Source organism: Arthrobacter roseus (assembly GCF_016907875.1).
In the GTDB taxonomy this organism is placed as follows: Bacteria; Actinomycetota; Actinomycetes; order Actinomycetales; family Micrococcaceae; genus Arthrobacter_J; species Arthrobacter_J roseus.
Genome location: NZ_JAFBCU010000001.1, coordinates 554837 through 576152 on the forward strand (window position 1 = coordinate 554837; position 21316 = coordinate 576152).

Annotated in this window: 21 protein-coding genes and 3 tRNA genes; 17 read left to right on the forward strand and 7 right to left on the reverse strand. The window is 60.1% G+C overall.

Going from position 1 to position 21316, the window contains the following annotated elements; translation table 11 throughout:
* Positions 1-4 precede the first annotated feature (4 nt).
* Together JOE65_RS02875 and JOE65_RS02880 are read right to left on the reverse strand one after the other, a co-directional pair.
* On the reverse strand, positions 5-934 hold the full coding sequence (locus JOE65_RS02875) for a cation diffusion facilitator family transporter (protein ID WP_205161823.1): 930 nt from the start codon (positions 932-934) through the stop codon (positions 5-7).
* Between the two features lie 2 nt (positions 935-936).
* Complete coding sequence (locus JOE65_RS02880; protein WP_239536593.1) at positions 937-1308, reverse strand: metallopeptidase family protein; 372 nt, start codon at positions 1306-1308, stop codon at positions 937-939.
* Between the two features lie 162 nt (positions 1309-1470).
* Here JOE65_RS02880 and JOE65_RS02885 point away from each other — a divergent pair.
* The 9 genes from JOE65_RS02885 to JOE65_RS02925 all read left to right on the forward strand — a co-directional run bounded on the left by JOE65_RS02885 (position 1471) and on the right by JOE65_RS02925 (position 4884).
* Positions 1471-1543 (forward strand) — tRNA-Glu (locus JOE65_RS02885).
* A gap of 61 nt (positions 1544-1604) precedes the next feature.
* Positions 1605-1678 (forward strand) — tRNA-Asp (locus tag JOE65_RS02890).
* A 58-nt stretch (positions 1679-1736) separates the two neighbouring features.
* Positions 1737-1812: transfer RNA gene (locus JOE65_RS02895), tRNA-Phe, on the forward strand.
* Positions 1813-2076: 264 nt separating this feature from the next.
* A complete protein-coding gene (locus JOE65_RS02900) occupies positions 2077-2574 on the forward strand; it encodes a hypothetical protein (RefSeq protein ID WP_205161824.1) in 498 nt (165 codons plus the stop codon).
* A 64-nt stretch (positions 2575-2638) separates the two neighbouring features.
* Positions 2639-3115 (forward strand): Asp23/Gls24 family envelope stress response protein, encoded by a 477-nt coding sequence (locus JOE65_RS02905; RefSeq protein WP_205161825.1) that lies wholly within the window; start codon positions 2639-2641, stop codon positions 3113-3115.
* Entirely contained in the window at positions 3112-3303 is a 192-nt protein-coding gene (locus tag JOE65_RS02910) for a DUF2273 domain-containing protein (protein WP_205161826.1), read from the forward strand. Before JOE65_RS02905 ends, JOE65_RS02910 begins: the two co-directional genes overlap by 4 nt.
* Positions 3304-3314: 11 nt before the next feature.
* On the forward strand, positions 3315-3668 hold the full coding sequence (locus JOE65_RS02915) for a hypothetical protein (RefSeq protein ID WP_205161827.1): 354 nt from the start codon (positions 3315-3317) through the stop codon (positions 3666-3668).
* The gene (locus tag JOE65_RS02920; protein ID WP_338021534.1) at positions 3665-4276 is read left to right on the forward strand and encodes a DUF6286 domain-containing protein; all 612 of its coding nucleotides are present in this window, start codon (positions 3665-3667) and stop codon (positions 4274-4276) included. The genes JOE65_RS02915 and JOE65_RS02920 overlap by 4 nt, the downstream gene beginning before the upstream one ends.
* Positions 4273-4884, forward strand: coding sequence for an Asp23/Gls24 family envelope stress response protein (locus JOE65_RS02925; protein ID WP_205161828.1), 612 nt, complete (start codon positions 4273-4275; stop codon positions 4882-4884). Before JOE65_RS02920 ends, JOE65_RS02925 begins: the two co-directional genes overlap by 4 nt.
* Positions 4885-4895: 11 nt before the next feature.
* Here the strand turns inward: JOE65_RS02925 and JOE65_RS02930 are convergent, their stop codons facing one another.
* The gene (locus JOE65_RS02930; RefSeq protein WP_205161829.1) at positions 4896-5897 is read right to left on the reverse strand and encodes a LysR family transcriptional regulator; all 1002 of its coding nucleotides are present in this window, start codon (positions 5895-5897) and stop codon (positions 4896-4898) included.
* 70 nt (positions 5898-5967) lie between these two features.
* On the opposite strand from JOE65_RS02930, the gene JOE65_RS15040 reads away from it, so the two are divergent.
* Positions 5968-6186, forward strand: a complete 219-nt coding sequence (locus JOE65_RS15040; protein WP_239536594.1) for a hypothetical protein — start codon at positions 5968-5970, stop codon at positions 6184-6186.
* On the forward strand, positions 6174-6701 hold the full coding sequence (locus tag JOE65_RS02935) for a LysE family translocator (RefSeq protein ID WP_338021535.1): 528 nt from the start codon (positions 6174-6176) through the stop codon (positions 6699-6701). The genes JOE65_RS15040 and JOE65_RS02935 overlap by 13 nt, the downstream gene beginning before the upstream one ends.
* Here JOE65_RS02935 and JOE65_RS02940 read toward each other — a convergent pair.
* Complete coding sequence (locus JOE65_RS02940) at positions 6698-8362, reverse strand: glycoside hydrolase family 13 protein (RefSeq protein WP_205161830.1); 1665 nt, start codon at positions 8360-8362, stop codon at positions 6698-6700. The genes JOE65_RS02935 and JOE65_RS02940 overlap by 4 nt on opposite strands.
* Positions 8363-8526: 164 nt before the next feature.
* Between JOE65_RS02940 and JOE65_RS02945 the strand changes: the two genes are divergently transcribed.
* Positions 8527-10518 (forward strand): ATP-binding protein, encoded by a 1992-nt coding sequence (locus tag JOE65_RS02945; protein WP_205161831.1) that lies wholly within the window; start codon positions 8527-8529, stop codon positions 10516-10518.
* A gap of 50 nt (positions 10519-10568) precedes the next feature.
* Here JOE65_RS02945 and JOE65_RS02950 read toward each other — a convergent pair whose 3' ends face one another.
* Genes JOE65_RS02950 through nadE form a run of 3 tightly spaced genes read right to left on the reverse strand, consistent with a single transcriptional unit; the run spans position 10569 to position 13081 of the window.
* Complete coding sequence (locus JOE65_RS02950) at positions 10569-11405, reverse strand: DUF8083 family protein (protein ID WP_338021536.1); 837 nt, start codon at positions 11403-11405, stop codon at positions 10569-10571.
* Between the two features lies 1 nt (position 11406).
* Positions 11407-12210: an exodeoxyribonuclease III gene (locus JOE65_RS02955; RefSeq protein ID WP_205161832.1), complete on the reverse strand. Its 804-nt coding sequence runs from the start codon at positions 12208-12210 to the stop codon at positions 11407-11409.
* Positions 12211-12259: 49 nt separating this feature from the next.
* A complete protein-coding gene (nadE, locus tag JOE65_RS02960) occupies positions 12260-13081 on the reverse strand; it encodes an ammonia-dependent NAD(+) synthetase (protein WP_205161833.1) in 822 nt (273 codons plus the stop codon).
* A gap of 37 nt (positions 13082-13118) precedes the next feature.
* Between nadE and pyrE the strand changes: the two genes are divergently transcribed.
* From pyrE to acnA, 5 genes are all read left to right on the forward strand, one after another.
* Positions 13119-13682, forward strand: a complete 564-nt coding sequence (gene pyrE / locus JOE65_RS02965) for an orotate phosphoribosyltransferase (protein ID WP_205161834.1) — start codon at positions 13119-13121, stop codon at positions 13680-13682.
* Positions 13683-13723: 41 nt separating this feature from the next.
* Positions 13724-14719 carry an alpha/beta fold hydrolase gene (locus JOE65_RS02970; RefSeq protein WP_205161835.1) on the forward strand — a complete coding sequence of 332 codons (996 nt, stop codon included), beginning with the start codon at positions 13724-13726 and terminating at the stop codon, positions 14717-14719.
* Positions 14720-14798: 79 nt separating this feature from the next.
* The gene (locus JOE65_RS02975) at positions 14799-16535 is read left to right on the forward strand and encodes an FAD-binding protein (RefSeq protein ID WP_205161836.1); all 1737 of its coding nucleotides are present in this window, start codon (positions 14799-14801) and stop codon (positions 16533-16535) included.
* Between the two features lie 154 nt (positions 16536-16689).
* A complete protein-coding gene (locus JOE65_RS02980) occupies positions 16690-18483 on the forward strand; it encodes a molybdopterin-dependent oxidoreductase (RefSeq protein ID WP_205161837.1) in 1794 nt (597 codons plus the stop codon).
* A gap of 25 nt (positions 18484-18508) precedes the next feature.
* Positions 18509-21301, forward strand: coding sequence for an aconitate hydratase (gene acnA, locus JOE65_RS02985; protein ID WP_205161838.1), 2793 nt, complete (start codon positions 18509-18511; stop codon positions 21299-21301).
* The last annotated feature ends 15 nt before the right edge of the window (positions 21302-21316 follow it).

A 21316-nucleotide genomic window follows, 5' to 3' on the forward strand; every position in this document is an offset into this window, starting at 1 on the left:
CCGTTCAGGCGTGTTGCTCGCCTTCATGGCGGGCGTGACTGAGCGGCTCCAGCTGGAAGGTGCAGTGTTCGGTGTCGAAGTGGGTGCTAAGGCAGTGGATAAGCCTGTCCAAGACAACGTCCATGCCCTCCGCGGTAAGCGTTGCGTCCTCAACCACTACGTGAGCTGAGAACACCGGCACACCGGAGGTGATGGTCCACACATGAATGTCGTGTGCGTCCACCACTCCGTCTACGTCCATGATGTGGGTCCGGAGCTTATCCAGATCAATGTCCTTTGGCGTCGCCTCCAGTAGAACGTCGATGACTTCGCGCAGAAGGCTCCATGCCCGCGGGATGATCATGAGGGCTATCAGGATGGACGCGAGCGGATCGGCGTTGCGGTAGCCCGTAGTTGCGATCACGATGGCCGCGACCACGACGGCGGCGGATCCCAAGAGATCTCCGAGAACTTCCAGATAGGCGCCGCGGAGGTTGAGGCTTTCCTTCTGCCCGCTGCGCAGGATCAGTAAACACACCAGGTTCGCTGCACCGCCGGCAAGGGCCGCTCCGAGCATCAGCCCGGTGTGTATCTCGCCGACGTCGCCAAAGCGCTTCACTGCTTCAATGAAAACGACGACGGCGATCACCATCAGTGCCACACCGTTTGCAAGAGCGGCGAGGACCTCCGCGCGTTGCATGCCGAAGGTGCGTTTCGCCGTCGCTGGCCGGGTGGCAAACCAAGAGGCTAGCAGCGCCAGGGAGACTCCGGCGGCATCGGAAAGCATGTGGCCGGCGTCCGCCAGAAGCGCGAGCGAACCCGAGAGCACGGCTCCAATGACCTGAATGACGACGACGGCGGCGGTGATCGCCACGACGATGACGAGCTTTTTGCGATGACGGCCAGTGGCTGTTCCCGGGATGCCATGGCTGTGACCGCCGTGTTGATGTCCCATGATCAGCCCCAACCCAGCTCGTGGAGGCGTTCGTCGCTGATGCCGAAGTGGTGAGCGACTTCGTGAATCACCGTGATGATCACTTCGTCGATTACTTCTTCGCGTGATTCACACATGGTCAGAATGGATTCGCGGAAAATGACAATTCTGTCTGGGAGCGATCCGGCGTCCCACCAGGAGTCCCTCTCCGTCAGCGGAGTGCCTTCGTAGACGCCAAGGAGCTCAGTCTCCGGGTCCTCACCGGGCTGCGGAATGTAACGGTCCTCGATAAAAATTGCCACGTTGGACATGGAGTTCGCGAGGTCCTCCGGAATGCGGTCAATGGCGTCATCCACCGCGGACTCAAAGTCCTCTTCACTCATGTCGATGGCCATGACTTCAACCCTACCGAAGGACGCTGCTGACCGCGGATTCCGGTGGTGCGGGGTATTTTGGCAATTCACGGGATAGGACCTATAGTTTTATAGGTCCACAGCGGGAGCTGCGAGATCCATATGCCGATTGGTTTCTGGAACTCACCTGTGTTGGATACTTAGGCCCCCATCGTCTAGCGGCCTAGGACACCGCCCTTTCACGGCGGCGGCACGGGTTCGAATCCCGTTGGGGGTACTTGCAGGATTGGTTCGGGCAGTCGTAAAGAACTGCTACGATTTAGATCTTGTAAAAGCAAGGCCCTGTAGCGCAGTTGGTTAGCGCGCCGCCCTGTCACGGCGGAGGTCGCGGGTTCGAGTCCCGTCAGGGTCGCTTAGATTTTTTGGAGAAATTCAGAAGATCGAAGGTGACCATCGAGAGATGTTACCAAGGCTCTGTAGCTCAGTTGGTAGAGCGTTCGACTGAAAATCGAAAGGTCACCGGATCGACGCCGGTCGGAGCCACCACAAACCCCGCGATGCTTGGCTTCGCGGGGTTTTTCTGTTTCCCCTCAGTCCCTGCTCCCTGCTCCCGCCTCTCCGCCCCGAGGTCACCCCGGGGCGCCGCTGGCAGGGGTTGTGCGGGGTGATCTCGAGAAGAGACCCCGACCTCGGCCTGGTTTGCCCTCTCGTGCCGCGCGGGGAGCAAACCGAGCCCGCCGGTCGTTAAGCACTGTGCACGGATGCCCGACTGGCCATCTGGCAATGCGGCCCCATGGAAAGGGACAGGTCATGAAGCGGATGACGACGGCGGTTCTCGCCTCGATCACCTGTATCTTGCTGTCAGCCTGCTCACCGGGAGGCGGTGCTGGATCAGACGGCTCCGCGGCCTCCGAAAGCCAAACGCCGACGCCGGTACTGACACTGCCGCCGTCGGCTCCGGTTGATGGCTCCACAATGTCCTTGAAAGCCCAACCAGCCAAGCCCATGACGGAAGATGAAGCACGCGAGCACTCACGTGACTGCGTTATGGCCGCCGCCGGCTTGGCCTCCATAGCGCTTGCGCCGTCGGCCTTCATTTACGGAACGGACGCGAAAGAACTCGCAGAACTCGAGTCGCAGTTGAAAGACATGGAATCTCAGGTGCCCGCAGAGTTGAAACCGCACATCACCGAACTCGAATCGGTAGTCAGTAAAAACCTTGCCGAGCCTGAACATTTCCACGCCGAAGAATTCCGGCAGGCCTCCCGTCCCATTGAGCTGTGGCTTAGTCGCCACTGCCAGGGCTAAAGCCATCCCGATTGTCCGCCCGAAAGGATAGGCTGGGGCCAATCCAATCGGAAAGGGACGATCAATGACTAACAGCGTCAATCCCGCTTCCTCGCGCCCGGAGCCAATGGTTTCCGGCGCGCCCAGCGGCCGGACCGTGATCGCGGACCCGGCGGTCGCGAAGGTCGCTGCCATTGCGGCGCGTGAAGTTTCAGGAGTCTTCACGCTCGGTTCCGGCGGAGGCCGCGCTCTCGGGGCACTCAGGGATGCGGTTGGTGGAGGGGACAGCACTCAGGGCGTGCAGGTTGAGGTGGGCGAAGTTCAGGCCGCCGTCGACATCACCCTGGTGGCAGTCTATGGAACGCCACTTCTACAGGTTGCGGATCAGGTTCGCGCCGCCGTCTATCAGGCGGTGCAGGCCCTCACCGGTTTGGAAGTCATTGAGGTCAACGTAGAAATCAATGACGTTCACGTGCCAGGCTTGAATGATGCCCGCAACATCGAAAAACCGCGGAGCGCTCCCGCGGGTAGGTCCGGAACCGAAAGTCAGGTCGTCTCGTGAATTACACGGTCTTTGGAATCATCATCGGCGCGATCCTTGCCTTTTCGGCCCTGCTCTTCGACTTCTGGGGCTTCCTGCTCATGGCCGTCTTCATGCTCGTCGGAGCCCTGCTGGGTCGTGCTGCGGACGGCAAACTGGACTGGCGCAGTCTCCGTGATGGCCTCAGCGGCCGCCGTTCATCGTCGTGACGGTGGCCGGAATGAAAACGTTTTCCGGACACAATCGCATCAGCACGCAGGCGTTGACCAGCACCGCTAAAGCCGTCGCCGCGAACACCTTCGATATCCCGCCGCGGAGCATCCGTGCTGACTGGACAGACGACGCCGGTCTGCTCGCCCTATCTCTCGCCCTGCCCGTGGCCATTCCAGCGTTGGATAGGGTCAACAGGGACCCTGGTGTAGTGGACGGGTTCGGAGGAAGCGTCTGGGACCGGGCGGGAATAGCGAAATCGTTGATTTTGGAAAGAGTGATCCAGCTGACCGGGTCCCGGCTTAGCCGCGTGGACATCCGCTTCACGGGGATTGTCGTCACCGGCGGAGGGCGGGTTTCGTGAGTTCCTCAGCCAACACTGCCAGCAGTGGACGGCAGAAGTCAGTGATTGCGCAGATTATCCGCCGTGAAATGCACTCATCACGTGCTCTTCCTGCGGTCATTGCAGCGACGCTGATTGGCCTGACGTGCCTCTACGTTCTACTCGAAACCACGCTGAAGGCAATGGGACAGGATCCGTGGCTGGTCAGTCCAGAAGCGACCGGACAATGGTTGGCGGACCTTCCAGGTGTCATGGGCTCACTCATGCTCGGGGCGGCAAGTACGTTAATGTTTTTTGCCGGAATTGTCTTCCTCATGCTCGCCGTTGTTCCTGGACGCAGGGCCCGCCACTCCATCCCTAACAACCGTGCCGCTGTGGTCGTGGATGCCGAGGTCATAGCATCATCGTTGGCCCGCAGCGCACGCACAGCAGCAGGTGTCACCCCGGAACAGACTCGAGTCACCGTGGGCAGGAACCTCGTGGAAGTACAGTTGCGGCCCACGTCCGGAACGCCGGTGGACCGGGGAGCGATCCGGTCCATGGTGGAAGAAGAGCTCCGCCGGACGTCCATGACGCCGATTCCCGAAGTGCGGATCCACGTTTCGTCGTCAGGGGTGATCGGCCAATGAATCAGACTCCGCGGATACTCAACCGGATTGTCATTGGGGTGTTAGGCGCTGTACTTGCGCTCGTTGGTGGAACCGGTTTATTGCTGGCCCTAGTGCCTTCGCTGAGCGGTTGGTGGGCAGGATTCAGCGCTGACACACGCCAGGTACTTGATCAGGTCTTCGCATCAACCACCGTTGCGGGTCAACGAGACTCATGGTTGTGGATCGCCATTGCCTTATCCATGATTGTCCTGACGGCGTTGATGATCGCCTGGGTCACAGCCCAGGGGAAGGGACGCGTTGGTACCCTCGCCTCAGATTATTCCGAAGATCCAGCGCCTGGCCGGATCACCTTGAGCGCCGCTGTCGCCGAACAGGCGATGAAGACGGCGCTGCTGGACCGGCGGGACATCGTCAACGTCACGGTCAGTACGTGGGAGTTCAAAGGCAGGCCCGCCCTGAAAATCCGAGTTCACCCGCGGCAGGGGGTTGGCCCATACGCGGTTGCGGAGGAGGTAGCGGACCTCGTGAGGGCCTTGGATCTGACTCTGGGCCATCAGCCGCCGGTCCTCATCAGTATCGGTGCCGGGGCGAGGAGTCACTTCTCCCGGCCAGAGCGCGTTCGCTGATGCGCTGCGCCTCACTCCTCTAGCGCTTTGTGGTCTGCGGGCGCGGGTTCGGACCCAGATCCGCCATTGTACCCGTGCCTTACGCCAGCCTGGTGGCGAATGGCGGCGCGGATGATCTCCACGTGCTCCAGATGGGCAATTTCCCTGCGGACAAGGAGCACTACCCGCCGCAGGGGCTTGGGGTCGACCAGCGGCCGGGCAGTCAGACCTCCGGGCAGGTCTCCAATGGCCAATCGCGGCAGTACCGTGACTCCGATCCCCGCGGCAACCATGGCCAGAATTCCATAGTGGTCGTCCGCCCGCGCCACGTAATTTGGCGTGAAGCCAACTGCCTGAGTGGCGTGGTCCATGACGTCCCCGCTCGGGCTACCGTGGACATCGAGGTCTACCATCGGCTCTGCTATCAGCTGGGCAACCGCCACTTCTGATTGTCGGGCCAGGGCATGAGCATGCGGCAGAACCAGCATGTAATCGTCATCCATCAGAATTTCCCGTAGGTAGCCAAGATATTCAGTTGACCCCGCATAGCCGGGTTCAATGACAATCTCCACGTCACCAAGCCGACGCTCGGTGCTCGCAAGTGGTTCGTTGGTCATGATGTCGAACTGTAGGTCGGGGATCTGCCGGACAGCGTCTCGCAGTACTGCCGGGATCCATTCCTTGGCTACGGACGAGAAACATCCGATGGTCAGCCTGGGGCGGGGACCTGACCGAGTCGCCTCGACAAAGGCCGTGAGCCTCTCCACCTCCGTGAACAGTGTCTCGGATTCGCTGGCGAGCCGTCTGCCTGCGTCGGTGATCTCAATGCCCCTGCCCACTTTGCGGTAGAACGGAAAGCCCACCGATTTCTCCAGGGCAATAATGTGTTGGCTCACGCTTGCTGGCGAGTACTGCACAGTGCGGGCAGCGGCCGTGACGGACGCGGTGCTCACTACTGCACGCCAGATTCTGAGCCTGTTGAGATCCCACACTGCATAATCGTAAGCCTTTGACTGATGATTTTCCAGAATCATTTGCTTTTTATTTATGCAGGTAGTTGTCATCCTGAAAGGGAGCAAATATCGTCACGATTACAGAGAGCGAGTGGACTTCGATCTCCCTCATGGCATCCTCATTGCGGACCGAACTCCTGTGACAGGAGCGGAATACCTGGCATTTCTCGCTGCGAGTGCCATTCTTGCACTGACGCCTGGTCCTGATACTTTTCTTACTCTGAGATTCGGCGCCCACCATGTGCGTGACGGACTCGTCTATACGGTTGCCGTTGCGCTGGGGGTCATGGCCTGGCGGTGCTTGCCTTGACCGGTGTTGCCGCGATGCTTGAACAATTCCCCGGCATACGTACCGGACTGACGTGGATCGGCGGAAGCTATCTCATGCTTTTGGGTGGAGCTGCCCTCTATCAGGTACGACGCAGCCGGAAGGCGGCAGCCCCGGCGGCTGTGCTCGTTCCTGCAGGGGGAGTGCCAGCCGATCCTCTCGATGAAGGACCTCAAGTCGCAGCGGCCAACAACACGAGGGCGAACGCGAGCTCCGTCTTCCGTACGGGGCTGATCAGTTCGCTGACAAACCCGAAAACCGGTTTGTTCTTCCTCGCGCTCATGCCACCCTTTCTCCCGGACTCACCCAGTCTGATAGACCACGGCCTCCTGGTGGCCACGGCGGCCGGGTGCATTCTGATCTACGGTGCGTTCTTGTCAGCCGTTGCCGACCGTGTGGGTGGGTTGCTGACAGCTGGCTCAGGCCCCGCCATCATCGATACAACGGCAGGAGCCGTGCTCGTCCTGTTGGGTATTACGGTGCTCTTGATGCCCTAAACCAGCCACACGGCGCCGTTGGGCTGCAACGAACCGTTGGAAATGGCGTCGGGCTGGCTAACCAGCACGACGCCGGCCCCCTGCGGAAGCTCGACGGCGTCGGTTCCGGTATTCACCAGCACCGTCAGGCCGCCATTCCTATAGGAGAGAACACCGTCGGACGGGGCATGAACGTTGGTCCACGTTAGCGTTCCCTGACCGAGCTTTCGTTCCGCACGGACGCTCAACGCTTTGCGGTAAAGATCGTGTGTTGAGCCCTCTACGCCCACCTGCTGATCCGCCGCATACCTGGCGAAACTGTCCGGCTGCGGAAGCCATGGGCTCACCGAGTCAGGGGCGCCCGCAGAAAAACCGTAGCCAGGTGCGTCGGCCGTCCAAGGAATCGGGACACGGCAACCGTCCCGGCCGATCTCCTCGCCGTTGGTCCGTAAGAATGCTGGATCCTGACGGACCGAGGCGTCCAGGGTGGTGTGCTCGGGCAGGCCCAGTTCGTCGCCTTGATAGATGTAGGCAGATCCGGGCAGGGCCAGCATGGTCAGCGCCGCGGCACGTCCGCGTGCCAAGCCCAGGTCCTCATCGGGCTGTTCGTTGGCGGCGCTGATGCCCTTGGGGAACGTCGTCGGGTCCAGCAATCCGTAGCGCGTGCTATGACGGACGGTGTCGTGGTTGGACAGCACCCACGTAGCCGGGGCACGTACTTTCCCGGCCTCCTCGAGCGACTCTTCAACGCTGCTGGCCATGCGCGCAGCATCCCAACCCGCGAGGAGGAATCCAAAGTTGAAGGCCTGTTGCATCTCGTCCGGACGCACATAGCGAAAAAGCCGTTCAGCGGGCTCCACCCATGCCTCGGCAACCAGCATGCGGTCGCCGTCGTACGCGGAGAGCACCTTGTTCCAGCTTCGGTAGATCTCGTGGACCTCGTCCTGATCAAAATAGGGCGGGGCTTTCGTATTCCCACTACCCTCGACCATGCTGGACTTGGTGTCCCAGTCAGGCAAGCCGTCGGCCTTGATCAGGCCGTGGGCCACGTCGATGCGGAACCCGTCCACGCCACGGTCCAGCCAGAATCGCAGAACTGACTCCATCTCCTCGCGAACCTCCGGGTTTTCCCAGTTGAGGTCCGGCTGTCTGGTGTCGAAAAGATGAAGGTACCACTGGTCGTCATCAACTTGGGTCCAAGCGTCACCGCCGAAAATCGACTGCCAGTTATTTGGCGGCAATTCGCCATTCTCACCGGAGCCGTCGCGGAACATATATCGTTCGCGTGCCTCGGATCCCGGGGCTGCGGTGAGTGCTTCGCGGAACCACTCGTGGTTGTCCGACGTGTGATTGGGGACCAGATCCACAATGACGCGAATTCCCATTGAATGGGCGTCGGCAAGCATGCCATCAAAATCGTTCATGTCGCCGAAGAGCGGATCCACCACGCGATAGTCTGCGACGTCGTAACCGGCGTCGGCTTGAGGAGACAGGTAGAAAGGCGACAGCCAGATGGCGTCTACTCCGAGCTGTTCCAAGTACGGCAGTTGGCGGCGTACGCCTTGCAGATCACCCACGCCATTCGAGTCCGCGTCGGAGAACGAGCGGGGATAGATTTGGTAGATGACGGCATCTGCCCACCACTGATTGAGCTGGAAGGGTGTGCTTTGCGTCAGCGACATGGATGCTCCTGATTCGTAGATAACCACACCTACGTTAAGCGCTCAGAAGCCCATGATCTTCCCGGACGTGAACCGAATCACATGATGTGGTGCTCGTCGCATAGGCTGGGCGTATAGGCACACTAAAAAGACTCGCGAGAGCGCTCGAGGGCGCTCCATCTGTCGTGCACATTTTCTTCTCGATTGCCGTTATCGCTGCAGGACTCGTGGGGCGCGCAACCGACTCTTCCGAAGCGGACCTCGGTCTGGTCTGGCCAGCGTCCGGCATCAACTTCCTGTGGCTCGTCTGGGCCTGGCGTTTGAAATCGCGCCGCTACACAGCCCTGGCCGGGATCGGAGTCGTTGTAGCGATCCTCAACGCAGCCACCGGGGTGCCGCCGGAAACGGCGGTATTGTTCGGGCTCGGAAACATGCTTCAGGCCTGGGTTGCCTACGCCGCCTTCGGCAAGCTCCTGCCCGGACGCACTCAACGCGCCACCGGCGATTTCTTCCTGCTGTCCGTTGCGTCGCTTGTCGGCGTGCTCGTGAGTGCATTCCTGGTTGCCGGCTGCTCACTGGCGTTCGGCGACCCACTCTCGCCCGAGCTCTACATGCAGTGGATCCTCAGCAACTTCGTCAGCATGAGCGCCATCGGTAGCCTGGGGCTGATCGCGGTCCACATGTCCGCCGAGGACTTCCGCCACGCTGCACCCACTGATGTGTGGGAACCTATGGCGCTCGCCATCTTCACGGCGATCATCTACGCGATCGGGTTTGGTCAGACCATCTATTTGCCCATTGCCTTCCTCGCTCTTCCCGCCGCCATCTGGGCGGGACTGAGATTCACTCCCCTTTGGGCCATGGGTCACGCTCTTATCTGCGGTGGATTGCAGATTGTCATGACGTTGAATGCGCGTGGTCCCTTTGGCTCCATAGACTCGACGTCCGCTGCATACATTGCCCAACTCTTCCTCTTTATCTCTTTCGCTGTGACCGCAGTCCTGACCTTGAACCGCACAGAGCAGCGACGCACCATGGCGGAGCTAACAGACGCCCATCTCCGAGCAGAAACGGCGTCTCATCTGCGCGATATCGTTATTGCGAAGCTCAGCGCAGGCGTCATAGTGTGCGACGCCGGTGGCCGGGTCATCATGCAGAACAAGGCCTTCAGCCGGTGGATGGGGAAGGAAATTCACCTCGCCCGCGACATCGCAAGCTCAGTCCGTCTGCTCACGAGCGACGGCGAAGATTATCCCAAGTCACAGATGCCTATCCGTCGCGCCATGCATGGCGAAGTTGTCAGCAGGGCAGAGATCAGCGCGGTCCGCCTCGATGGCACTGTGGAGCACTTCTACGTTGACGCTGAACCCCTCATGCTCCAGGGTGGGCCCGGCGCCGTCGTCATTTACCACGATTACACGGATCAGCGACGGCACCAGCAAGACCTTTCACGTTTTGCCTCCGTTGTTGCCCACGATCTGACAAATCCGCTTGCCGTGTTCGACGGCTGGCTGGAAATACTCGAGGACCCGCAGCTCTCCGCGGGCGAGCGCAAGCGCAGCATCAAGCGTCTGCGCGGGGCCAGCGTGCGCATGCGTACGCTCATCCGCTCCCTTCTGACGTACAGCCTTGCCAAGGAGGACAAGGTTGTTGCCGCGAAGATTCAGGTCGATGACGTGGCGGCGAACATCATCGGATTGCATGAGGGTCTGGCCCAAAGCCGTTACTCAGGAACGGACTTCACCGTCGACGCCGATACTCAGATCATCGCTGGTCCGGAGCTATTTCAGCAGCTCATGGAAAATCTCATCGGCAACGCTGCCAAGTACGCACATCCGGATAGGCCTTCGGAAGTGATGATCACTGCGGAACCGGCCGAAAAGGAGGGTTGGACGCGCATTACGGTCCGGGACAACGGTATTGGTATTCCAGAGAGTGAGCTGGACACTGTGTTCACCGAGTTTCACCGATCGCCCAATGGTGTCTCGCTCGCCACGGGGTCCGGCTTGGGGCTGGCTATCTGCCGGCGCATCGTCGAAAGTCACGGCGGCACGATTAAGGTCGCAGATAGGACAGAGGGCGGGTGCGATTTTTCATTGACCATGCCGTCTAATCCGGATATGCTCCCGGCACACGTCCGTTTTCCTTTGGAGGAAGCACGGACCGCTCAACGTTGACACACCCGCCTGACCCGTCCTTAAAGTACTGCAGCAGGTTGAGAGATCAGTCAGCTACCGCGGGCCAACTGCCGGACAGGGATCCAGCGCTGCGCCATCCGTCGGTAAGACGCCGCCGCACCGGTCATGTCGCCGTCGGCCAGTGCCTCAATCCCATGCCGGACGTCCATGGGCGAATCGTCCGGGTACACCAAGTCCGCCACCCACCCGTAGTCGAGCTCAAGAATAGCGCCGGTCTGGAACGCCGATAACCACTCGATGAGGTCCGTCAACTCCTCCAGGAGGTCAAGCTCCGGGGCGGCAATAGCGAGTGAGGCGACCGCGGACCGTGCACGTTCCACGCACTGGTGCACCGGCGCTGCCAGACGAACCGTCGTAATGCGGCCGTCCTCCTCCACGAGTTCGGTCTGATCATCCTCGTGGAAGAGCACAAACCAACCGAAAGGGATGCCCCAGATCGCGGAGCGCGTATGCAATTTGGCCAGGGAATCCACCAGCTCGTCGGCGTCGAGCCGCTCACGGTGAGCCTCACGCGCTGACTCGGGCAAAAGCATCTCGAGTAACGGACCGCTGATCGTCTCGGCGAGTGTCTCCGCGGCGAGAGTGGAACGAACCATCAGCTGATTGGGGCAGTAATAGGGGGTTGGGATTCCGTCCGCCGACGGGTACAACAGCACCCGAAACAGGTCCGCGGCCTTCCGAGGGTACGGATCAGATAACGATCGGAGAACCCGGGTCATTGAAGCCTGGCGGTCCAGCTCCTCTGTTTCGGACCGTTTCCGGGAACGCTGGCCCAGAATGGAGAGCTGGTCGTCGTCGTCAAAAGCATCCAGTGGCTCGTAAGCCCGCAGGTACGAAACGACGGGCGCTCCCCCTATCGACGCCACGTCAGGACAGCTCCACTATGACCGGCGCGTGGTCCGAAGCGCCTTTGCCCTTGCGCTCCTCTCGGTCAACGGTGCCGCTGGTTACCCTGGACGCCAGAGCGGGGGAGCCAAGAACAAAGTCAATGCGCATGCCCTGCTTCTTGGGGAAGCGGAGCTGCGTGTAATCCCAGTAGGTATAAACGCCGGGGCCGGGAGTATGTGGGCGAACTACGTCCACATATCCGGCATCGATGAACGCCTTGAAAGCAGCGCGCTCTGGGTCAGACACGTGAGTGAGCTCCTCGGCCTCGAACTTTTCGATGTCCCACACGTCGTCGTCTTCCGGGGCGATGTTCCAATCACCCATAAGCGCTACCTGTGCCTCTGGATTCTCAGTGATCCAACCCTCTGCCTGGCGCCGCAGAACGTCCAGCCAGTTGAGTTTGTACGCCATGTGCTCGTCGCTACGCGCGCGGCCGTTGGGAACGTACAGACTCCAGATCCGCACGCCGCCGCAGGTTGCTGCAAGCGCGCGTGCCTCCTGAACTGGATCCTTCCCGCCCTTGCCGAAAACCGGCTGCTCCACGAAGGTGCGTTCGACGTCATCGAGCCCCACCCTGGAAGCAATGGCGACACCGTTCCACTGGCTCAAGCCAAAATGAGCCACCTCATAGCCGTTGTTCTCGAACAGTTCCCACGGGAAGTTCTCGTCCTTGCACTTCGTTTCCTGAATGGCCAGGACATCGACGTCGGACCGGTTCAGCCAAGCCTCCACGCGGTCGGCTCTTGCCCTGAGGGAGTTCACGTTCCAGGTTGCTATTCTCACACCCGCAACGTTACCAACACCGGCAACCATCAATGTGGCCGAGTGCCGGTCAGCGCCACCAGGTGTCGCGGATGGTCACTGGCACTGTGCGCTTGTGGCGAGAGTTCCGCCACCGTTTCTCGATCATGGCCGCGACGTCGTCGTCGACGGCCCTACCTTCCAGGTAGGCGTCGATGTTGGCGTAGGTGAAGCCCAGCTCGTCCTCGTCGGTGCGCCCGGGTTTGCCATCAAGCAGGTCCGCCGTGGGCACCTTGTCGTAGAGGCGGGTCTCAGCGCCTAGCTGCTTCAGGACACTGCGAATCTGGCCTTTGTCGAGCCCGAACAGGGGCAGGATATCCGCGCCGCCGTCGCCAAATTTTGTGAAGAAGCCGGTCACCGATTCGGCCCCGTGATCTGTCCCGAGAACCAGCAGGTTGCGCTGGCCGGCAACGGCGTACTGCGCGATCATCCGGGCGCGCGCCTTGACGTTGCCTTTGTTGAAATCGCCGATGGCCTCACCTGTGGCCGCAGCGAACTCTTCAGCGATCCGTTCCACGCCGGGTTTGACGTTGATCGTCCAGCAGATGCCCGGGCCAATAAAATCGAGGGCGGCCTGGGCGTCCTCCTCATCCGCCTGAACGCCGTAGGGCAGACGCAGGGCAACGAAGTCCGCCGCTGTTCCCTCAGCCCGCAACTCATTGACGGCCAACTGCGCCAGCTTGCCCGCAAGAGTTGAATCCAGACCACCACTGATACCGAGCACGTAACCCGATGTGCCCGTGGCCCGCAGGTAATTTTTCAGGAATTCCACCCGGCGACGTGCCTCGTCAACCGGATCGATGTCCGGACGAACACCCATTTCTTCGATGATCTGTGCCTGCAGTTCACGCATGGCACCAGCGTAGCCGCGCTTCTATAGACTGGGAACCATGACACTTTCGCACACCGATGCCCGGACCCGACTCCTCGAACTCATCAAAGAACTGGCCGTCGTCCACGGCACGGTCACGCTCTCCAGCGGTAAGCAAGCGGAGTATTACGTGGATCTGCGCCGGGCCACCCTGCATCATGAAGCTTCCCGCTTGGTGGGGCAGGTCATGCTGAACCTTATTGACGACGCCGGAGTGGAGTTCCAGAGCGTCGGCGGGCTCACCATGGGCGCGGACCCGGTAGCAACAGCGATCATCCATTCGGCCCAGCCTGAACGGAACATCGATGCCTTCGTGGTCCGTAAAGCTCAGAAATCTTACGGAATGGGTCGCCAGGTGGAAGGCCCGGACGTCCGTGGCCGCAACGTCGTCGTCCTCGAAGACACGTCCACAACGGGAGCATCCGCGCTCGCCGCAGTCGAAGGAGTGCGTACAGCTGGTGGAAATGTGGTTGCCGTGGCGGTCATTGTGGACCGTGATACGGGCGCAAAGGAACATGTAGAGCGGGAATCAGGCGTGCCGTACCTGTTCGCATTTGGCAAAGATGAGCTGGGACTGGACTGACAAACTCGAATGAGCCTGGGCAGGAGCAGCCCGGCGACGCCATGGACGACGCCGGGCTGCTCCACGCTGCCATCCGGATTCACCGGGTTTCACGGCGTCGGTTCCTGGTGGGTTCCGGGCTGGGGCTGGGGCTTGCCACGGACCTGTACGTCACCCGGCAGATCCAGGAGTACCGTCAGAAAACGGCGTTGCTGGCGCTGCCAGACGACTACGCCGAAACGCACTTTCCCACCACCAGCTGGATCCTGTTCCCGGGTTACAAGACCAGTTGGGAAGAGGCCCGCTGGATCTTGAACTCGCTGCGTCCAGCGATGAAATTGCGCGGCCAGATGGCCGCCGTCGGCTACTCCAACCGCGGGTTGGACATCAATGACATCTTCGCTGAAGTCCGTCGGCACATCCGCATCACCCAGCTCGAAACCGTGTATTTCTACGGACATAGTTTCGGGGGCATGGTCGCTGTTCAGGTTGCGGCGATGCTGCGGGAGATCGGAGTGTCGGTGAAGGTGATCCTGATGGATTCGAGTCCGCAGAGCAAATACGATGTCCTGGACCAAGCCTGGTTTGATGGGGTGGTGTACCTGTATGAACACGGTTATCGCATCCCGTCCGTTTTCCGGGGTGGATATGAACTGAGCGAACGCGTAGTCCACAAGAACGAACGGTCCTGGCGGCAAATCCTCAACCAAGCGTTGGAACAGCTCTCACCGCTGGCGCCGTCTAGCGTCCTCATCCAAAGTGAATCCGCGTACATCTACGAATACGACGCCATACGGTTCCGGAACCGGCTCGGAGACACATCACTGGTGTGGTTCGGCAATCCCGAGGACGGCACAGTGAACTATCAGTCCGCGCGAACCTCATGGGCGGAAACGTTTCCGCGGAATATGGTGTCCAACGATCGCGTGACCGTTGGCGCCGTGCCCGCGCATGCGAGCCCGCAATGGAACCCGGGCATTTACGAGGCCGTCCTCAAGGACATCTTTGCCAAACTGCTCCCCCTGCCGGCGCGCGGTGGTCTGAAGCGGATCAATTAGCATGCGCCGTAACGGAGATCACCTTATAGGGTGATGCAGCAGCTACATTGCAGGTGTGGCCAGGAGTAGCGTGAGCACCATGACGCGAACTGAAGAACGATACCTGTCCACCAATGTTCTCGTGATCGGCACTGGCGGTGCCGGGCTGCGAGCGTCCATCGAGCTCAAAGAAGTGGGGATGGATGTACTCGCGGTAGGTAAGCGCCGTCAGCACGATGCTCACACCACACTGGCAGCTGGTGGCATCAACGCAGCCCTTGGCACCATGGACCCTCAGGACTCCTGGCAGCAGCACGCGGCGGACACGCTGAAGGAGTCCTACATGCTCGCTGATCCGCGAGTCGTGGAAACGGTGGCCAGAGGTGCTGCCCAAGGCATTGAGGACCTTGAGCGTTGGGGTATGCCCTTTGCTCGGGAGTCTGACGGCCGGATCAGCCAGCGCTTCTTCGGTGCGCACAAGTATCGTCGTACAGCGTTCGCAGGGGACTACACAGGTCTTGAGATTCAGCGAGCGTTGCTGAAGCGTGCCAGGGAGCTGCACCTGAACGTCATCGATACCATCTACATCACCCGGCTGTTGACTTCCGGTGACAGGGTCTTCGGTGCCTATGGTTTTGACATCACCAATGGTGAGCGCGTGATCATCCATGCCGATGCTGTCATCCTTGCAGCCGGAGGGCACACGAGGATCTGGCGGCGCACGTCCTCTCGGCGTGACGAGAATACAGGTGATAGCTTTCGGCTGGCTGCCTTAGCTGGGGCGAAACTTCGTGATGCCGAACTGGTCCAGTTCCACCCCTCGGGCATTCTCGAGCCAGAGGATGCTGCTGGGACGCTGATCTCCGAAGCGGCCCGCGGTGAGGGTGGTGTGCTCCGTAACGCGCAGGGCGAACGTTTCATGAGCAGATACGACGCCGAACGCATGGAATTGTCCACGCGTGACCGGGTTGCGTTGGCTAACTTCACCGAGGTCGCTGAAGGGCGGGGGACTGCCAAGGGTGGCGTCTATCTGGACGTTTCCCACCTGCCGCGGGAAACCATTTTGGCGAAGCTGCCCCGTGTTTACCGCACCATGCTGGACCTGCAGATGCTGGATATCACCGCAGACCCCATGGAGATAGCGCCGACCGCACACTATTCGATGGGCGGGGTCTGGGTTGAACCAGAGGAACACCGCACGGGAGTTGAAGGCCTCTATGCCATTGGCGAAGCAGCCAGCGGACTGCATGGAGCGAACCGGTTGGGCGGCAACTCACTCATTGAGCTGATGGTCTACGGCAGAATCACCGGTCAGGCGGCCGCACGTTTTGCCAAGGGTTCCGATGCGCCTCGTCGCGACGTCGACGCCGTAACCGCTGCTCGCACCGAAGTTGACGACTTACTTTCCGGCAGTGGGACGGAGAACGCACGCCAGCTCCAACGTGCAGTCCGCAACATCATGACCGAACACGCTGGCGTGGTCCGGAATGAGGCAGGGCTGACTACAGGTCTGGAACAACTCGAAGAAGTAGAGTCTCGGCTGCCCGCGTTGGCGGCACACCCTGATATCGCCGGGTTTGACGATCTGGCACATGCCTTTGATTTGTTGGGTTCCCTGCTGGCGGCTCGGGCAACTCTGGAATCGGCTAGGGAACGACGAGAAACACGCGGGTGCCATAACCGTTCTGACTTCCCGGAGACGGACCCTGCGCTGCAGGTGAATTTGCTGTGGAGCCCTGATTCTGGGGTGGAGCAAGAGCAGATTCCCGCTGCAGATTCGGACATCACGGCCCTGATGCACGACGACGATTCCGTAGTGGGCAAACTCCTTGAGTAGCGCGATGATGGACTCCGGTGGGTTCTCCACGTACATTGGCCCCATCGGCCGTATCAATTAACGTAGCTGAACCGATTCTCGCCGAGGCTGCTACTTCGGGCTCTCCGGTGGGCGCAGCTGGTTCACCGGACCATTCCACGCGCGAAGGATCACGATGGACGCTAGACCAACCCCTGATGAATTACCTGAGCCGGGGGATACCAAACTCACACCGGCAGCGTTGGCAGGCTTCAGACATGAGTTGGACCAACGCAAGCACGACGTCGTCGACGGAACCTGGGCGGGATCTGTACCCGCACAGTACGGCGTCGCGCCCCGCCTGCGAGTTGGCCGAGACAAATGGTTCAACCTCCTCTGGCTGCTGCCCATCGGGTTTGTCCTGCTTATTATTGGCATCGCCGTGGCCAAGGGGCTGCGTGACGTGCCGGCGGTTTCACAGTTCATGCAGCAGTACCCAGGTACCGTCGTTCCTGGGGGCGCGGAGGACAACGCAGGGTTTCCGGCGTGGGTAGGCTGGCAGCATTTCTTCAATATGCTCTTGATGATTCCCATTATCCGCTCCGGTTTGACGATCATCGCCGATCATCCAAGGTTCTACTGGACACGGCATTCCACCCCGGGCAAGGACTGGTTCCGGGTTCAAAAGCCGGTACCCGCTGATCCGTTGTGGACGGCTAAACAGGATTCCATTACGCTTCCCGACGGCGTCGGACTGCCGGGGCGACGGCACTCCATTGGACTGGCCAGATGGTGGCACCTTGGTATCAATTCGCTGTGGCTGCTCAACGGTGTGGTGTTCTACATTCTGGTGTTCGCTACCGGGCACTGGCTGCGGCTGGTCCCCACCAGTTGGGAAGTTATCCCCAACGCTGTTTCCGTGATGATTCAGTACCTGTCCCTGGACTGGCCCACCGATGATAGTTGGGTCGCCTATAACAGTCTGCAGGTGATCGCTTACTTCATCACAGTGTTCGTCGCAGCCCCATTGGCATTCATCACGGGCCTGGGAATGTCGCCTGCCCTATCCACAAAATTTAGGTGGATCAGCCGCGTATTCAGCATCCAGGTTGCCCGGTCACTGCACTTTCTGGTGCTGCTCTGGTTCCTGCTCTTCATCGTCATGCACGTGACGCTGGTAGTAGCGACAGACGCTCTGCACAACTTCAATATGATGTACGGCAACAGTAACGATACGGAGAGCTGGAACGGGTTCTGGATCTTCGCTATCTCACTGGTAGTGATGATTGCTCTTTGGGTAGCACTTACCCCGTTTACCTATCGTCATCCGAGGTTGGTCCAGCGGATCGGTTATGGGCTCATCGGACCCGTGCAAAGACTATTTGAGCATCTTGATTCCAAGCCCGGTCAATACACCGAGAAAGACATTTCTCCCTATATGTGGCACAACGGCGCCTACCCCCAAACGCAGGAGTACAAGGACCTTTTCGAAGGCAATTTTGCCGACTACCGGTTGGAAGTTTCGGGCTTGGTTGAGAATCCGGTGGAACTGGATTTGAAGCAGCTACGTGGCATGGCTCATCACGAGCAGATTACCCAACATTTCTGTATCCAGGGATGGTCCGGAATCGCCAAATGGGGTGGCATCTCTATGCAGACCATCGTCGATAGGGTGAAGCCGAAGCCGGAGGCGAAATGGGTGATTTTCTACTCCTTCGCGGAGGGGCCCGACGGCGGAATCTACTACGATGCCCAGCCCATTGAGCAGATGAGCTATCACCTGACGATGCTCGCCTATGACATGAACGGTGAGGCGCTGCCGTACGGTCACGGCGCTCCGCTCCGCCTGCGCAACGAGGTTCAGCTCGGCTTCAAACTCGTCAAGTGGATCAAGGGCATCGAGTTCGTTGAAGACTTCTCGGAAATCGGCGAAGGCGAGGGCGGCTACAACAACGACCACGAATTCTTCGGATATCGGCAATCTATCTAGTAACTGTTTCAGAAGAGGGAACACCATGACGTCTAATAGTTTCGATGCACGTGACCACCTAACAGTGGACGACCAGAGCTACGAAATTTACCGGATCGATCGAATCGAGGGTTCGGACCGGCTACCGTACAGTCTGAAAGTGCTGCTGGAGAACCTGTTGCGCAATGAGGACGGTCGCTTGGTCACGGCTGAACAGGTTACGGCGCTTGGAAACTGGGATGCGAAGGCGGAAGCCAGCGCTGAGGTGCAATACACGCCGGCACGAGTTCTCATGCAGGACTTCACCGGGGTGCCATGCGTCGTAGATCTGGTGGCCATGCGGGACGCCATGACCGACCTCGGCGGAGATTCGACAAAGGTTAATCCGCTCATCCCAGCGGAACTCGTCATCGACCACTCCGTCATAGCTGATGTCTTCGCACGATCCGACGCTTTTCAGACCAACGCGGAACTTGAATTCGAGCGAAATCAGGAGCGCTATCAACTGCTGCGCTGGGCGCAGCAGTCCTTTGATGATTTCTTGGTGGTGCCGCCGGACACCGGGATCTGTCACCAGGTCAATCTCGAGTATCTCTCCCGTGTCGTCTTCACCCGGGAAGGTCCTGATGGAATGCAGGCTTATCCGGATACTCTCGTCGGTACGGACTCACACACCCCGATGGTCAACGGTCTCGGGGTGCTGGGCTGGGGTGTGGGCGGTATCGAAGCGGAGGCTGCCATGCTCGGCCAGCCGATGAGCATGCTGATTCCGCAGGTTGTCGGCCTCAAACTCACAGGTGAGCTGCCGGAGGGGACCACGGCTACAGACTTGGTGCTCACTGTTGCGGAGTTGCTGCGTCGAATCAGGGTAGTGGGTAAGTTTGTTGATTTCTTCGGTCCCGGAGTGGCGAACGTCCCGCTTGCGACACGGGCAACGCTCGGCAATATGAGCCCCGAGTACGGTTCTACCGGGTCAATCTTCCCCATCGATGAGGAGACCCTTGACTACCTTCGACTCACCGGACGGGAGGATCACCAAATCAGGCTGGTGGAGGCTTATGCCAAGGAGCAGGGACTGTGGCACAACCCCGACGTTGTTCCGGACTATAGCCAGGTCGTTGAACTTGACCTGTCAACGGTAGTTCCCTCAATAGCCGGACCAAAGCGGCCGCAAGATCGCATTCCGTTGGCAGTCGCGCAGCGCGCTATCCGGGGGCTCATCGCTGGAGAGTCGCAGGAGAATGCGATTCAGGGAGGCCTCGACGACGCGGACGAGGATTCATTCCCGGCCAGCGACCCCATCGCGATCAGCAGCCGGATCCCACAGGATGACCCGCCGCGCCAGTATGTGGACGACGGCGAGACCTTTAGTTGGCCCTCTGATCCTGCCGAAGTCATGGTGGACGGCAACACGTTCATGCTGGATCACGGCGACGTCGTGATTGCGGCCATCACGTCGTGCACCAATACCTCCAACCCGTCGGTCATGATCGGGGCTGGCCTGCTGGCCAAGAAAGCTGTTGAACGAGGTCTGCGTAGCAAGCCGTGGGTGAAGACAACCCTGGCCCCGGGATCCCGTGTGGTGACCGACTACTACAACAGATCAGGGCTGACTCCGTATCTGGAGAAGCTTGGCTTCAACCTGGTGGGTTACGGCTGCACCACCTGTATCGGCAACTCAGGACCGCTTATTTCTCCCGTGAGCGCTGCCGTGAACGAAAACGATCTCACCGTTGCCTCCGTCCTATCCGGCAACCGGAACTTCGAGGGCCGGATCCACTCTGAGGTGAAGATGAATTTCCTCGCCTCTCCGCCTTTGGTTATCGCCTATGCGCTGGCTGGGACCATGCACGCAGATCTGCTCAAGGACTCGCTCGGGGAGGACCAGGACGGAAAGCCGGTCTACTTACGGGATATCTGGCCAACCACCGCGGAGATCAAGGCCGTCGTGGATCAGAACCTTGAAGCGAAAATGTTCACTGAGGGATACTCGGACGTTTATGCCGGGGACGAGAACTGGCGGGGAATGCACATTCCCGCAGGCAACAGGTTTGCTTGGAACGCTGATTCAACGTACATTCAGCGGCCACCATATTTCGACGGGGTGGGCCGAGTTCCCGAGCCTGTGCAGGATATCGACGGAGCCCGAGTCCTGGCGCTGCTGGGAGATTCGGTGACCACGGATCATATCTCTCCGGCCGGAGCCATCAAGAAGGACTCACCCGCGGGCCAGTACCTGCTGGATCAGGGAGTCTCAGCGGGGGATTTCAACTCCTATGGTTCCCGGCGGGGTAATCACCACGTGATGATCCGAGGGACGTTCGCTAACGTACGTCTACGCAACCAGCTTGTGCCAGGCGTTGAAGGAGGCTTCACCCGGCACTGGCCCGACGGCGAACAGCAGAGCATTTTCGACGCCGCCACCGCCTACGAGGCAGACGGCGTGCCGCTGATCATTATCGCTGGCGCCGACTACGGCTCGGGCTCCTCCCGAGACTGGGCGGCCAAGGGCACCTCGCTGTTGGGTGTTAAGGCAGTCCTCGCCACCTCGTTTGAACGGATCCATCGCTCAAACCTCATTGGTATGGGGGTGTTGCCACTGCAGTTCACAGAAGGTGAAACCGCTGAGTCCCTGGGTCTCACTGGGGAAGAGGTGTTTTCCATCAGCGGACTCGCTGGCCAGGAGCGGCTGCCCGACACGGTCACCGTTCGGATCGAGACGAAGGACGATGCCCGGGAAGTAGAGGTAACCGTCCGCATCGATACCCCTGCGGAAGAAGCGTACTTTGTCCACGGTGGAATTCTGCCCTATGTTCTGAGGCAGCTACTGGACGCATGATGGAGATAAATTCGT